We start from the raw sequence: 14,055 nt of genomic DNA on the forward strand, positions 1-14,055 counted from the left end.
GCGAACACGCCGCACGAACGCTGCAGGCGGCGCCTCTCGAATCACCAACGACATGAATTACTGGGATTACATCCACGTCGAGGAGCTGCTCGCCCTGCAGGGTGGATTCGACGACGACGAGCAGAAGGTCAGCAACGACGAGGCCCTGTTCATCGTCGTCCACCAGATCTACGAGCTCTGGTTCAAGCTCATCCTCCGGGAGCTCACCTCGGCGCGCGAGCTCTTCCGCCAGAACCCCGTGCCCGATCAGAAGCTCGCCTCCGCGGCGCGCTCGTTCCGGCGGGTCGTCGCCATCTTCGAGCAGGCGATCGAGCACTTCCGGGTCATGGAGACGCTCACGACCCGCGATTACCTCGATTTCCGCGATCGCCTCATCCCGGCGAGCGGCTTCCAGTCGGCGCAGCTGCGCGAGATCGAGCTCGTGCTGGGCCTCGACGACGCGCTCCGGATCCCGCTCGGCCGGGAGGGGAGCTACAAGGAGGCGCTCAAGACAGCGGACGGCGCGCCCTCGGCGGCCACGCGCCGCGTGGAGGCGCGGCTCGCGAGCGGGCCGAGCCTCAAGCACACCCTGTACGAGTGGCTCTCGCGGACGCCGATCGACGGATCGAGCGAGCCGGAGGGCGTCCTGAGCTTCCTGCGCAGCTACACGCGCTCGATGCGCGAGGAGAACGAGCGCCGCGTCCAGATGGCGATCGACAAGGCGCTCACCCCGCCGGACGTCGAGCGGCTCCGCGCGCGCTACGAGGCGGAGAGCGCGGCCGCCGAGGCGTTCCTGCTCGCCGAGGACGATCCGGCGGCCGACGAGGCCACGCGCGAGAAGCGCCGGGCGATCCGCGCGGCGATCGTCTTCATCGAGAGCTACCGCGAGCTGCCCCGGCTCGCGTGGCCGCGCGAGGTGCTCGACCGCATCCTGGAGATGGAGCAGGCCATGCTCATCTGGCGGCAGCGCCACGCGCGGATGGTCGAGCGGGTGATCGGCCGGCGCACCGGCACGGGCGGCTCCGCGGGCGTCGACTACCTCGACCAGACCGCGCTGCGCTACCGCGTCTTCGGCGATCTCTGGACGGTGCGCTCCCTGCTCTTGCGTAAGCCGAGCGTCCCTGTGCTCGAGCACGCATCGGATTACGGATTCCGTGTCGAGGACTCTCCGTGAAATCACTTCGCGATCACTTCTTGCGTCTTGACGCCCGTTCGCTCGGGTTGTTTCGCATCACCTTCGGGCTGGTCCTTATCGCCGACCTCTTCGGGCGGTGGCGATGGGTGCGGGACTTCTACTCGAACGAGGGCGTCCTCCCGAACCACAACCACCTCTTCAACCTCCGGGGCAAACAGCAGGTCTTCAGCCTGTTCCACGCCATCTCGACGGAGGGAGAGGCCCACTTCGCCTTCTCGCTGGCGCTCGTCGTCTACGCCCTGTTCCTCATCGGCCACCGGACGCGCGTCTTTCACGTGCTCTCCCTGCTCGTGCTGGTGAGCCTGACGTCGAGGAACATCCTGCTCGAGAACGCCGGCAACTACGCGGCGATCGCGATCCTCGCGCTCACGGCGTTCCTGCCGTGCGGGAGCCGCTTCTCGCTCGACAGCCTCCGCGCCTCGCTCGCCTTGCGGGACGAGAAGCGCGACACGGAGCTGAACGACAGGTCGAGGGTCTCGGAGGCCGAGATCGCGGCCGGGCGCCTGCCCGGGTGGTCGCCGACGTCGCTCGCCGCGCTGGCCGTGCTGCTGCAGCTCGCCCTGATCTACCTCTGTACGGCGCTCCAGCAGCGCGGCGCGGCGTGGCGCGACGGGACGGCGTTCTACTATGCGCTCCACGCCGAGCGCCTGGCGAGCGACGCGGGCATCTGGCTCCGCGACGCCCTGCCGCTCGGCACGCTGCGCGGGCTCACCTTCGGCACGTGGGCCATGCAGCTCGCCATCCCGGCGCTGCTCTTCGTCCCGGCCCTCTTCCGCTGGACGCGCGGGGCCGCCGCCGCGCTGATGGTCCTGCACGGGCTGATCCTCGGGGTCTTCTTCGATCTCGGGCTGTTCGGCTGGGCGCTCGCCGCCGCGGCGCCGATCGTGCTCCCCGGCGAGCTCTGGGACGCGTACGAGCGCTCCTGGAGCGAGGGGCGCGCGCGCACGCTCGTGTACGACGCCGATTGCGGCGTTTGCCTCCTCTTGGCGCGCCTGGTCAAGCGGCTCGATCTGCGCGAGCACCTGACGTTCCAGGGCAATGTCGCGCTCGACGAGCTCTACGTCCGCAACCAGACGGGCGCCACGGAGCGCGTGCCGATGCCGAAGGAGGTCACGCCGGAGCTCGTGGAGCGGACGGCGCTCGCGATCGACCGGAAGGGGCGCGTCTACACGCGAGGCGGCGCGGTGACCGAGGGGCTCCTGGCGTTGCCGCTCGGCTGGCTCGCCTGGCCGCTCAAGCTGCCGGGCGTCTCGCACCTCCTGAACGCGCTCTACGACGTGGTAGCGGCCCGCAGGCACCGCATCAGCGAGCTCCTCGGGCGGCAGGCGTGCGGGATCCCGCTGCCCGACGAGGGCGAAGCGGACGGCGGCGACGCGGGCCCCGCTCCGGACGGCCCTGCGCCGGCGGTGCGGACGGCGCGGCTTGCGCTGGGGTCGCTGCGGGAGGCGGCGGTGCTCGTGGTGCTCGCCGCGGTGCTGGCGCAGACGGCGAAGGAGAACCCGCTGCCCGGCGCGGCGGCCGTCCCGCAGGGGGCGGTGCTCGCGGGCGTGGCGTCGTGGCCGCGCATGCTGGCGAAGTGGAACGTGATGGCGCCCGAGCCGCCGCGGGACAACGCGCTGATGGTGATCGACGGCCAGACGCGCGCGTCGCAGCCGATCGATCCGCTGACCGGGGAGGAGCCGCGGCTCCAGCCTGCCGGGAACCCCGGGGCGCGGCTCGGCCAGCTCTGGTCCGATTACCTCGATCGCATCCGGCGGCCGGAGTGGTCCGATTACCAGCGCGCCTTCCGCGACTACCTCGCGAAGGGCGGACCTCAGGCGTCCGGAACGGGGCGCGAGGCGTCGCTGGGGGGCTTCGACGCGTACTGGGTCTCGGCGCCGATCCCCGCGCCGGGCGAGCCCGCGCCGACCAGCTTCGAGCGGGACAAGCTGTTCTCGCACTCGCGGGGTGGCACGGGAAAGCTGGGCGAGGGGGGCCTACCCTTCGCGCCGAGCGTCCTCCGGCACCACGGCAAGCCGAACTGAGGCGCTCGGATGGGTCGGCCTGACGAGGACGCGAGCGCCGCGGACCCCGACGCGGCGCTCGGAAGTGGCGCGGGCGCGCCGCCCGGTGAGGGCGCGTCGACAGCGGATGTTCCGCCCGGTGAGGGCGCGCCGACAGAAGATGTGCCGCCCGGCGAAGGCGCGTCGACAGCGGATGTGCCGCCCGGCGAAGGCGCGTCGACAGAGGATGTTCCGCCCGGCGAAGGCGAGCCGCGGGAGAGCGCGCTGGGCGGTGAGGGCGCGCCGCGAGCGCCCGAGGGCGGGGCTCCGAGGCGGCCGGCCGAGGGGCGCCTCCGGCGCGTGGGGCGATGGATAAAGGAGCATTACTGCACCATCGACGTCCGCACGCTCGGCCTGTTCAGGCTGGTGCTCGGCTTCCTCCTCTCGGCCGACTGCGTGCGCCACTGGGCCGAGGCGAGCTGGATCTACAGCAACGACGGGGTGCTCACCAACCACTATCACCTCTTCCACCCGAGCAGCGGATACAACTTCAGCCTGTATCACGCGTTCTCGTCGACGGGAGAGGTCCACGTCGCGTTCGCGCTCTCGCTCTTCTGCTTTCTCTGCTACTTCGTCGGATGGAACACGCGGCTGTTCTCGATCCTGTCGTTCATCCTCGTGACGAGCAGGGACAACCGGATCGTGATGATCGAGAACGGCGGCTATGTCGTCGTGAACATCATCACCTGCTGGGCCATGTTCATGCCGACCGGCAGGCGCTTCTCCGTCGACGCGCTGATTCGCTCCTACCGCGAGCGGCGGGAGCGGACGGTCGCCGATCTCGCGGATCGGAGGCGCCCCGACTGGGCCGAGCGGCCGTACGTCTCGGGGATCGTGCTCCTCGCGATCCTGAACCTGGCGACCATCTATTATTTCAACGTCGTCAACAAGTCGGGCCAGATCTGGCGTCACGGCGAGACGGTGCACTACGTCTTGCACCTCGATCGCATGGTGACGGGGGTCGCCGTCCTCGCGCGGGAGCTCATCCCGTTCTGGGCGACGAAGGGGCTCACCTGGGGCGTGCTGATGCTCGAGGCGATGCTCGTGACGTGGATCCTCTCGCCCTATGGCCGCCGCTTCACGCGGGCGCTCGCGATGGGGGGGATGTGGGCCCTGCACGGGTCGTTCGGGGTGATGATGCGCCTCGGCCCGTTCTCGTGGTTCATGATCGCCTGGTCGTTCCTGCTGCCGACGGCGCAGCACTGGGACGCGCTCGAGCGCTGGTATCGCCGCCGCGCGGCGCCCCGGGTCGTCGTTTATGACGGCGATTCCCCGCTCGCCTTCGCGCTCATGCGCTTCCTTGTCCGGCTCGATGCGCTGGAGCTGCTCCGGTTCGAGGAGGCGCGCGCTGTCCCTGCGGGCGGCGCGGAGGCCGCCGGGGGAGGGGAGCCCCGGCCGGAGCTCTTCGAGGTGCGCGACCCGAGCGACCCGGCGGATGGGCGGGTGTTCCGTGGCGCGGCGGGGCTGCGCGAGATCGTGCAGGCGCTCCCTGGAGGTCGTTTTGCCTGGCCGTTCGTCTGGGCGCTGGCCCTCGGCGCGCCGGGCGCGCTGCTCGGGGTCGTCTCGAGGCGGCGCGACGAGATCGCGCGGTATTTCGGGCTGGGCCGGGCGCCGCGCGGGAGGGCGGCGGGCGTGGTGGAGAGCCCGTCGCCGCTCGCGGAGCGCTTCGCCCGCGGGAGGACGATCGCGCGGGAGGCGCTGATCGCGTACCTCGGGCTGTGCGCGGTGAGCCAGGCCATCAACGAGAACAAGAGCGTGCCTGCGTTCCTCAAGCACTCTCAGCCGAGCTTCGTGCAGGCGACGATCGTGTATCCGCGGATCCTCCAGGGGTGGGGGATGTTCGCGCCGAACCCGATCACGGAGGACGGGTCGATCAGCGTCGACGCGATCACCGTCGACGGCCGGCATGTGGATCCGTTCACGGGGCTCCCGCCGGATCTGAACCTCTCCGACGCGCGGGGGCTGGGGCTCGGGCAGATCCAGCAGGACTATTTCAACAGGATCAGGCTCGATCGGAACAAGGCGTTTCGCAAGCCGGGCCTCCAGGACTACCTGCTCAGGTATCATGAGCGGACCGGGCGGCCGGAGGACGAGATCGTGGCGTGCGACGTGTACTGGGTGCGAGATCAGTGCCCGAAGCCGGGGGAGAGCGCGCCGTACAAGAACGAGGCGATCCCGATCCTGTCGTACCGGAAGCCCGGGTATCGGCCGCGTCCGGGGCTGCCGGCGTTGCCGCCGCCGCTCAAGGAGGCGAGCGCGGAGAAGTAGGGGGTGCAGGGGACACCCTGCATCGCCGCCCGGCGACAGGGGCAGCGCGCTCGGCTGCTCCTGGGGGCCCGGGGCGTCGGTTCAGGAGCCGGTCGTGGCGAGGAGCTCGCGGGCGTCGCTGATCACGGCGGCGCGGCGGACCCAGCGATCCAGCTCGTCGATATCGGTGCTCGCGAGGACGCGTTCCCGCACCTCGGCGGGGACCTCGAGCCCGCGGGCTTCAAGGAAGACGAGAACGTCGTGCGCCTTGGCTTCGAGGATTCCCTCCTGCCGACCTTTCGCTACGTAGCCGCGCGCGAATTCGCTCTGAAACTGGTAACCGCTCTTCATCATCGCCTCCAACTTCCGCCTCGCCGCTGCGTTCAGCGAGGATAGCACCAGGTCCCCGTAGACGGCCCGGCGCTCCTCATCGAGCTCGTCCGCCGCCTCGAAAAACGCCACGCCGATCGCTTCGGCGGCCTCGCTCTGTCCGTGCGCCATTGCGGAGAGCACGGCCACCTCGGGCGCCGCCTTCGCCTGCTCGGCGTCGGTGACGACCGGGACGCCCTGGGGCCCGAGCACCAGCGGCGTCAGCGTCCAGCCAGGGTGGCCGGTGTCGATCGGCCGCGAGCACCACCGCGCCATCGCTGCGTTGATGGTCACGACCAGCAGCCCGGTTGGGCAGCGGTGCCGCGCGCGCGTCTGGGTGACGTACACCGGCCAGACGTAGGGCTTGTCTGGGTCCACCCCGAGCTGGACCTCGACCACGATGGCCATCGCGGGCCGTGAGGGCATGGAGTGGTCTCACGAGTGGTTGCAATCATGCTGGATTTGCGTGGCGCGCCAGGCTCATGCGGTGGTCCCGCACGGGACGAGCAGCGTCCTCCCACTCATGAATTCCGGGCGGCTTCTCGGATTCGTCACGCCGTGTGACCCGCGTGCGCCCCCCGGCGGTCAGGGCACGAGGCCGCGTGCGAGCTCTCGGGGACACGAGCGGCCTCAGGCCCTCATGGAATGCCGACACCGTCTCGGTGCCTCGGATACGGCGCCGCCGTGTCTCTCGCGCAGCTGGCTCTCGGATTCAGCTCAGGGTTCGATTCCCGATGCCTCACTCAGAAGACGCGGTGAGCCGTGAATTGTCGTTTCAGAGAGCGAGGCGATCCCGATCTCGTCGGGCCGCAAGCTGGGGTATCGGCCACGTCCGGGGCCGCCGGTGCGCAGGGGAGCGAGCGCGGAGAAGCAAGGTGGTGCACGAGACACCCCGCATCGCCGCCTGGCGACAGGAGCAGCGCGTTCGGCTGCTCCTGGGGCCAGGGGCGTCGGTTCAGGAGCCGGTCGTGGCGAGGAGCTCCCGGGCGTCGCTGATCACGGCGGCGCGGCGGATCCAGCGATCCAGCTCGTCGATGTCGGTGCTCGCGAGGACGCGTTCCCGCACCTCGGCGGGGACCTCGAGCCCGCGGGCCTCGAGGAAGACGAGCACGTCGCGCGCCTTGGCTTCGAGGATTCCCTCCAGCCGCCCCTGCTCCCGACCCTTCTCCACGCCTTTTGCCACGTAGCTGCGTGCGAACTCGCTCTGAAATTCGTAACCGCTCTTCATCATCGCCTCCAACTTCCGCCTCGCCGCTGCGTTCAGCGAGGATAGCACCAGGTCCCCGTAGACGGCCCGGCGCTCCTCATCGAGCTCGTCCGCCGCCTCGAAAAACGCCAAGCCGATCGCCTCCGCCGCCTCGCTCTGCCCGTGCGCCATCGCGGAGAGCACGGCCACCTCGGGCGCCGCCTTCGCCTGCTCGGCGTCGGTGACGACCGGGACGCCCTGGGGCCCGAGTACCAGCGGCGTCAGCGTCCATCCGGGATGACCCGTATCGATCGGCCGCGCGCTCCACCGCGCCATCTCTGCGTCGATCGTCACGACCAGCAGCCCGGTTGGGCAGCGATGCCGGGCGCGCGTCTGGGTGACGTACACCGGCCAGACGTAGGGCTTGTCCGGATCTACGCCCAGCTGCACCTCGACCACGATGGCCATCGCGGGCTGCTGCTGCTCGCCGGCCAGCAGCACGACGACGACATCGGCGCGGCGGTCGGAGGGCACAATCTCGGTGAGGTCGGAGCGCTCGACGCGCGCCTCGGTGAAGGTCGGGACCGGATGGCCGAGCGCGTCGTGCAGCAGCTCGGCGGCGAGCGTCGGTCGGTTCTTGAACAGCTCCACCAGGGCTTCATGGGTCACTGAGGGCATGGAGTGGTCTTACGAGTGGTTGCAATCATGTTGGATTTGCGTGGCGCGCCAGGCTCATGCGGTGGGGCCCGCACGGGCCGAGCAGCGTCCTCCCACTCATGAATTCCGGAGAGCTCCTCGGGGTCATCACGCCTCGTGATCCGCGGGGCCCCGAGGGGCTGTGCGGCTCCGGCAGGCCTGCTGCGCGGCGTCGGCGCCCTCCTGCGCAGCGCCAGCGGTTCTGCTGCGCGGTCCCGGCGGCCCTGCTGCGCGGCCTCGACGCCCTGATGCGCAGCACCGGCAGTCCTGCTGCGCGGCCTCGGCGCCCTGCTGCGCAGCGCCAGCGGCTCTGCTGCGCAGGCCCGGCGACCTTCCTGCGCGGCGTCGGCGCCGTCCTGCGCAGCCCCGGCGGCCCTGCTGCGCAGGCCCGGCGACCTTCCTGCGCGGTCTCGGCGCCCTGCTGCGCAGCCCCGGCGGCCCTCCCGCACACGTATTGATGTGTCCTATCGTACGATCGCGTGGCTCCTGCGCGGCCCTCGGGACCCTCCTGCGCACCCATTGGGGTGTCCTATCGTACGATCGCGTGGTTCCTGTGCAGCCCCAGCGCCCCTCTGCACGCCCAGTTGCTGCCCTGGGTTACCATGGCTCGACGCCTGCGCATGGCCGTTGCCGCTGCTGCACCGCTGCTGCGCAGCCTCGGTGTCCGCTTGCGCGGCGCCTCTGTCTCCTTGCGACCTCGCCACGAAAGCGTCGGTATCGTGCTCTCCTGTGACCCGAATCCTCGGCGACGCCGATTTCCTCATCGAGCGACCGCGCCTCTGCTCGGAGGGGCGCTGACCTCGACAAGGAGACATTTCATCGCCATGGCAACGAAGGCACCCTCCACCGCTTCAGCCAGGACCAAGAACGCCCAGAGCTCGCGCGCTTTGAGCGACGCCGGAGGCGCGCGCCGATCGTCGGGCGGTGCGCCCGAGTTCACGCTGAGCGCCGAGCGAGAGGCCGAGCTGCTCCGAGAGGCCGAGTTGCTCGGCGATAACGCCTCCTTCTTTCCAGGCAAGCTCGCTCGGCGCGTCATCTGGTCGAGCCGCATTCAGCTCGCCGCCGAGCGCGACGCGGCGGATCTCGTGCGCACGCCGTTCGCCGAGGGCGAGCCCCCGCTCACGCCCGAGGAGATCGGCGGGCTTCGTGAGAAGATCGAGCTCCTGCGCGTCGTGCAATCGCGCTGGCAAGCGGCGCAGCAGCGCCAGGAGCGGGCCGCCGCGGCCTTCGTGAAGCCGGCCGCCGAGGCCGTCCAGATCAAGCAATCGCTCCTCCGCTTCTTCGATCTCCGCTTCAAGAAGAGCCCCGAAGGGCAAAAGCGGCTCATGGCGATCCGGGCGGGCAGCGGCGACGCGGATCTGGTCCAGGACGCCTCCGATCTCCTCTTGCTCTGCGCCGAGCACGCGGAGGCCGTTCACAAGGCGCCTCGCGGCGAGGGCGCCGCGGCGGACCGCCTCCGCGAGCTCTCGCCGCTGCTCGCGCGCATGCTCGCCGACAAGAAGCTCTCTCTCGAGACGGTGCGCTCGCGCAAGCTCCGCGACGCCGCGTACACCCTCGTCGTGAACGCCGAGCGGAGGCTGCGCGCCGCCGCGGAGTACTGGTACGCGGGCACCGACAAGATGAAGGACTATGCGCCGTTCCCCGCCTCCCGCGGCGCCTATGGCGGAGGAGAAGAGGAGGGGGAGGATGGCGGCGAGTCGGAGGAGGCCGAGCCGGAAGACGGCGAGTCGGAGGAGGGCGAGTCGGGAGACGGCGAGGCGGAGGACGGCGAGGCGGGCGATGACGGGGAATCGCACTGAGCTCGGGGTTCACGGATCCTCGCTCACCTGTCGGTGATCGTCGCGTTCCGCGTCCGATCGGTGAAGACCGCGGCCCCATGATCGCCAGCGTTCACCGCTCAACGCCGGCACCCACGCCGATCTGGGCCACGCTCGCGTCCGTGGCTACCGCCACTGCCACGGGCGCTGAAGGAGGCGAGGGCGGAGAAGTAGGATGGTGCCCGGCCGGCCTGCCATCGCCTGCCAGGACAGAAGCAGCGCGCTTGTCCGCTCCTGGTGCGCGAGCCGCTCTCAGGAGTCGGCCGTGGCGAGGAGCTCCTCGGCGTCGCTGATCACGGCGGCGCGGCGGATCCAGCGGTCCAGCTCGTCGATGTCGGTGCTCGCGAGGACGCGTTCCCGCACCTCGGCGGGGACCTCGAACCCGCGGGCCTCGAGGATGGCGAGCACGTCGTGCGCCTTGGCTTCGAGGATTCCCTCCTTCCGGCCTTCCTGCCGGCCCTTCGCTACGTAGCTGCGCGCGAATTCGCTCTGAAACTGGTAACCGCTCTTCATCATCGCCTCCAACTTCCGCCTCGCCGCTGCGTTCAGCGAGGATAGCACCAGATCCCCGTAAACGGCCCGGCGCTCCTCATCGAGCCCGTCCACCGCCCTCGAAAAGAAGGCCACGCCGATCGCCTCCGCCGCCTCGCCCTGTCCGTGCGCCATCGCGGAGAGCACGGCCACCTCGGGCGCCGCCTTCGCCTGCTTGGCGTCGGTGACGACCGGGACGCCTGGGGCCCGAGCACCAGCGGCGTCAGCCCGCAGGTCCCGAGGAAGGCGAGTACGGCCTGGGCCTTGGTCTTCAGGGTGTCCTCCCGCATCCCTTGTGTTGATGAGCCTGCTCGCAGGACCATGAGCCAGCGTGAGCGTCAACGGTTCTCACACCCCGTGGGCTGCCCATCTCCTCGGGGTCATTGACTTCCTTGTCCGGCGGGCGGCGTGTCGCTTCTTTGCAGCGCTCGCGCGCATCGTTCAGCCAAATCATGTATCTCTCGAGCCGATTGACGCGCTTCGTCGCTGTCGAGTCCCGGCGCGATCAGCTGGTTGATGCGCTTGACCACGTCGAGGTTCTCCGCTGAGAAGTCGGCCGCTCCGGCGCCGAGCTTCCCCGCTGCGCGAAGCTCGACGAGCTGCTCGTATGCCCGTTCGAACGACGCGAAATTCTCAAGAACCATCTGTCGGTTTGTGACCACAAAAGCCCACTTGGCGACGATGTCGACCATATGTGCCCCGTTGTAGAAATCGACCAACAACTTCTCGATGTCCGCCATGCTGCCCTCGGCAATGTTCCTGGTTCATCGGCGTTGCAACGGCCGATCGCAGAGACGTAGTCATTCCCAGAGTAGGAACAAACCTTCGGGAATGGCAGGCCGCCAACTAGATAATAGCAGTCGTCGCCATTCGGGTAATGATATCCGCACATGAACCCGATTGTTAAGTCGTTGCATGAAAATAGCTTGCCGTTTCCGCCATGGGTGTACGGCGAGCGCAACGCATCCGATCCCCTTCGCGAAGCACCGTTCCGAGCATGTGGCACCATGGTCTGGTGTGGTGCAGAATACTTTCAGTCCTGCTTCATACGGATCGTCATCGTGCGACGGACCGCTGTCGTCGGGGAGTTTGGTGCGTACTGCATCGAGTCCGCGATCCTGGCGTCGCCGGCCGCGTCCCTGGAGCGGCGGCGTCCGCAGCGCACGGAGCCCGTTGGAGACGCGGGCCGTCTTGGGAGAGCGCGCCCTATGAGAACGAGGCGATTCCGATCCTGTCGTACCGGACTCCGGGGTATCGGCCGCGTCCGGGGCTGCCGGCATTGCCGCCGGCGCTCAAGGAAGCAGCGCGACGGCGCCGGGGCCGCGGCGGAGATGCCCGGCGAACGAGGGGGTGAACGGGCCGCAAGCGGGCGCGGCGAGGGCGGGGCAGGGGGCCACGACGTCGCTGGCTGGCTCGGCCCGCCGCGCCCATCCCGTGCGACGGGCCCGCTCCGGGCCGCGACCGCCGGCGCGCCGTCACCGCCAGCGATGGTGGGTCGGTTCAGGAGCCGGTCGTGGCGAGGAGCTCGCGGGCATCGCTGATCACGGCGGCGCGGCGGATCCAGCGGTCCAGCTCGTCGAGGTCGGTGCTCGCGAGAACGCGTTCTCGCACCTCGGCGGGGACCTCCAGCCCGCGGGCTTCGAGGACGGCGAGCACCGCCTGCGCCTTGGTCTTCAGGGTGCCCTCGCGCATCCCTTCTTCTCGCCCCTTCGCCACGTAGCTGCGCGCGAATTCGCTCTGAAACTGGTAACCGCTCTTCATCATCGCCTCCAACTTCCGCCTCGCCGCTGCGTTCAGCGAGGATAGCACCAGGTCCCCGTAGACGGCCCGGCGCTCCTCATCGAGCTCGTCCGCCGCCTCGAAAAACGCCGATGGCTTCGGCGGCCTCGCTCTGTCCGTGCGCCATCGCGGAGAGCACGGCTACCTCGGGCGCCGCCTTCGCCTGCTCGGCGTCGGTGACGACCGGGACGCCCTGGGGCCCGAGGACCAGCGGCGTCAGCGTCCAGCCAGGGTGGCCGGTGTCGATCGGCCGCGCGCTCCAGCGCGCCGTCGCCGCGTCGATCGTCACGATCAGCAGTCCGGTTGGGCAGCGGTGCCGGGCGCGCGTGACACGATGGGGGGCGAGATGCACAAAAAGGTTCATGACGCGTGCGTACGATCTCGAGGTCACCGGCGTGCGCCGCAAGCTGTAACGTCGCCTTTCCAGGGGGAGCGCGAGGACGCCTTCGGGCGGGTGTCAGCGGATTTTGATGGGGTCGACTTGGCGATCGTGGGTGCTAAATCCGCGATCTCTGGTCGGCCGGACGATTCCGTGACGCTTCCGGCGGGGCGCTCGGCGGTTGTGAAGCAGGCGGCGCAGACGACCACTACTCGAACCGAAGCGGCTCTTGACACGCCCCCGGCGAACAGTCCGCGCCAGGTGCTCGTCGCGACCCTCACGCAGACCATCGCTGCTGCCCACGCAGCGGGCGACGCTCCGACGCGCAGAAGCCGATCCTGCTCAGCACGAACAAGGCATTCACCGACTGGGGCGAGGTCTCCCCGCACGCCGTCAGCGTCGTCACGCTCGTCGACCGGCTGGTGCACCGCGCCGAGGTGATCGAGATCGGGGCCGAGAGCTACCGTCTCAAGGAAGCCAAGGAGCTGAGGGCACTCCGCACCATGCAGCGCCGTACCAAGAAGCACTGAGCGGCCTCTTCACCGGTGAACTTCACCGGGTTCGGATGCCGCCCTTGGCCGGCGGTCCGAGCTCGTAGGTGACGCCCTCGAGCGTGAGCTGGTCCTCGTCGGGGGATCATCTCCTCCAGGTAGAATCGCCGCGGCCGGCATCGAGTCGGCCGGCGTCGAGCTCCTGAAGCACCAGCGCCGCACCGCCGGCGTCGAGGTGAGCATGGGACACGTCGGGATCGCGTCGGCGTCGACGTCCACCTGGACGAGCGCGCCGCGGCCAGCGTCGAGTTCTTGGAGCACCAGCGCCGCGGCGCCGCCCTGGAAGAACGAGGCGAACACGCGCGCGGCGGCGCCGTACTTTCGGACGGGAGGTTAGGGCGCGGCCACCTTCGGCGAGGAGGCTCGCGGCGCGCGCCCACGCCGCTGCGGTCCGAGTTCACCCATGTGCTCCTCGTCGCCAGCGTCGAGCCGGAAGCTCGGGCCAACGGGAAGCCCAGCGCGGCTCACGCCTCGACCTCGACGCACAGGCCGCGAAGGACGTCGAGGAGCGCGTCAGCGAGCTCGGCCACGGCTCCAGTGCACCGCACTCACGGCGCCGACGACCCAGCTTTCGGCTTCGTTAGTTTGAACTCTGGGAACCCGAGCCACTCGTCACCCAGCCACGATATCCGGCCCACGTCCTCGTATTTGACGAGCATTGACGGGATCAAGAAGAGCGCGCTGTAGAGCGCCTGGAATGCGTCGATGCCGACTCCATGGGATTTGTCGGTGTCCCCCGCGCCGTCGACCTCCACGTCAGCTTCCCAGCACATCACAGATGGCCTGTGTTCTGGCGCCCAAACTCGCACGTGGATGCGTTCTTGGGTACCGTTCGGAAGTGTCAGCGCGAGGGTGCGCTCTGCGATGAGCTCCGGCATGACGCCTACCTAGCGCCCGCGTCGTTGATGTCAAGCGCACGTGCTCAGCAGGAGCTCAGGCATCGATCCATTCCAATCTTGCGCGCTTTCTCGCAGATGCTCAAGGGGAGCCTGATCTGATGCTCTTCACAGTACAGCTGCCATCGCGATACGAGCGCCATGCACGCCGTGGGGCAACTGGAGCGGCACTTTGCCTTGCCTGCGCCTCGACCTTCGCTGCTCTCTCCCAAGCAATGGGCCGTTTCTGGAGGCGTAAAGAGCGTGTCTTGCATCGCCGCTCCACACATGAGCCTCCAGAAATCCGCCCCCTCGTCGACTGCATCTTCACACCTGCCACGTGTCGCGAGAGCCTCGCCGTCCTCTAGAGTCTCCTCCTCCAACAATGGTTCCGATTCGGGCAATGGAT

General features: G+C 69.4%; 9 protein-coding genes and 2 pseudogenes. 5 read left to right on the plus strand and 6 right to left on the minus strand.

What is annotated here, in order from left to right; all coding sequences use genetic code 11:
- Window positions 1–40 precede the first annotated feature (40 nt).
- Genes WMF19_RS47650 through WMF19_RS47660 form a run of 3 tightly spaced genes read left to right on the plus strand, consistent with a single transcriptional unit; the run spans window position 41 to window position 5,484 of the window.
- A complete protein-coding gene (locus WMF19_RS47650; protein ID WP_437901759.1) occupies window positions 41–1,153 on the plus strand; it encodes a tryptophan 2,3-dioxygenase family protein in 1,113 nt (370 codons plus the stop codon).
- Window positions 1,150–3,198, plus strand: a complete 2,049-nt coding sequence (locus tag WMF19_RS47655; protein ID WP_437896410.1) for a DCC1-like thiol-disulfide oxidoreductase family protein — start codon at window positions 1,150–1,152, stop codon at window positions 3,196–3,198. Before WMF19_RS47650 ends, WMF19_RS47655 begins: the two co-directional genes overlap by 4 nt.
- 9 nt (window positions 3,199–3,207) lie before the next feature.
- A complete protein-coding gene (locus WMF19_RS47660) occupies window positions 3,208–5,484 on the plus strand; it encodes a hypothetical protein (protein ID WP_437896411.1) in 2,277 nt (758 codons plus the stop codon).
- 81 nt (window positions 5,485–5,565) lie between these two features.
- Here WMF19_RS47660 and WMF19_RS47665 read toward each other — a convergent pair whose 3' ends face one another.
- Together WMF19_RS47665 and WMF19_RS47670 are read right to left on the minus strand one after the other, a co-directional pair.
- Window positions 5,566–6,240: a hypothetical protein gene (locus WMF19_RS47665; protein WP_437896412.1), complete on the minus strand. Its 675-nt coding sequence runs from the start codon at window positions 6,238–6,240 to the stop codon at window positions 5,566–5,568.
- Between the two features lie 547 nt (window positions 6,241–6,787).
- A complete protein-coding gene (locus WMF19_RS47670; RefSeq protein ID WP_437896413.1) occupies window positions 6,788–7,696 on the minus strand; it encodes a hypothetical protein in 909 nt (302 codons plus the stop codon).
- 842 nt (window positions 7,697–8,538) lie between these two features.
- On the opposite strand from WMF19_RS47670, the gene WMF19_RS47675 reads away from it, so the two are divergent.
- The gene (locus WMF19_RS47675; RefSeq protein ID WP_437896414.1) at window positions 8,539–9,513 is read left to right on the plus strand and encodes an ATPase; all 975 of its coding nucleotides are present in this window, start codon (window positions 8,539–8,541) and stop codon (window positions 9,511–9,513) included.
- 270 nt (window positions 9,514–9,783) lie between these two features.
- Here the strand turns inward: WMF19_RS47675 and WMF19_RS47680 are convergent.
- The 3 genes and pseudogenes from WMF19_RS47680 to WMF19_RS47690 all read right to left on the minus strand — a co-directional run.
- A pseudogene (locus WMF19_RS47680) lies at window positions 9,784–10,289 on the minus strand (hypothetical protein); the annotation flags it as partial.
- 153 nt (window positions 10,290–10,442) lie between these two features.
- Window positions 10,443–10,802: a hypothetical protein gene (locus WMF19_RS47685; RefSeq protein WP_437896415.1), complete on the minus strand. Its 360-nt coding sequence runs from the start codon at window positions 10,800–10,802 to the stop codon at window positions 10,443–10,445.
- Window positions 10,803–11,562: 760 nt separating this feature from the next.
- Window positions 11,563–12,169 (minus strand): annotated as a pseudogene (locus WMF19_RS47690) (hypothetical protein); the annotation flags it as partial.
- 389 nt (window positions 12,170–12,558) lie between these two features.
- Here WMF19_RS47690 and WMF19_RS47695 point away from each other — a divergent pair.
- On the plus strand, window positions 12,559–12,750 hold the full coding sequence (locus tag WMF19_RS47695) for an ATP-binding protein (protein ID WP_437901760.1): 192 nt from the start codon (window positions 12,559–12,561) through the stop codon (window positions 12,748–12,750).
- A gap of 569 nt (window positions 12,751–13,319) precedes the next feature.
- On the opposite strand, the gene WMF19_RS47700 is transcribed toward WMF19_RS47695, so the two are convergent.
- Window positions 13,320–13,649, minus strand: a complete 330-nt coding sequence (locus tag WMF19_RS47700) for a DUF6968 family protein (protein WP_437896416.1) — start codon at window positions 13,647–13,649, stop codon at window positions 13,320–13,322.
- Window positions 13,650–14,055 lie beyond the last annotated feature (406 nt).

Source organism: Sorangium sp. So ce124 (genome assembly GCF_051525235.1).
Taxonomy (GTDB): Bacteria; Myxococcota_A; Polyangia; order Polyangiales; family Polyangiaceae; genus Sorangium; species Sorangium atrum.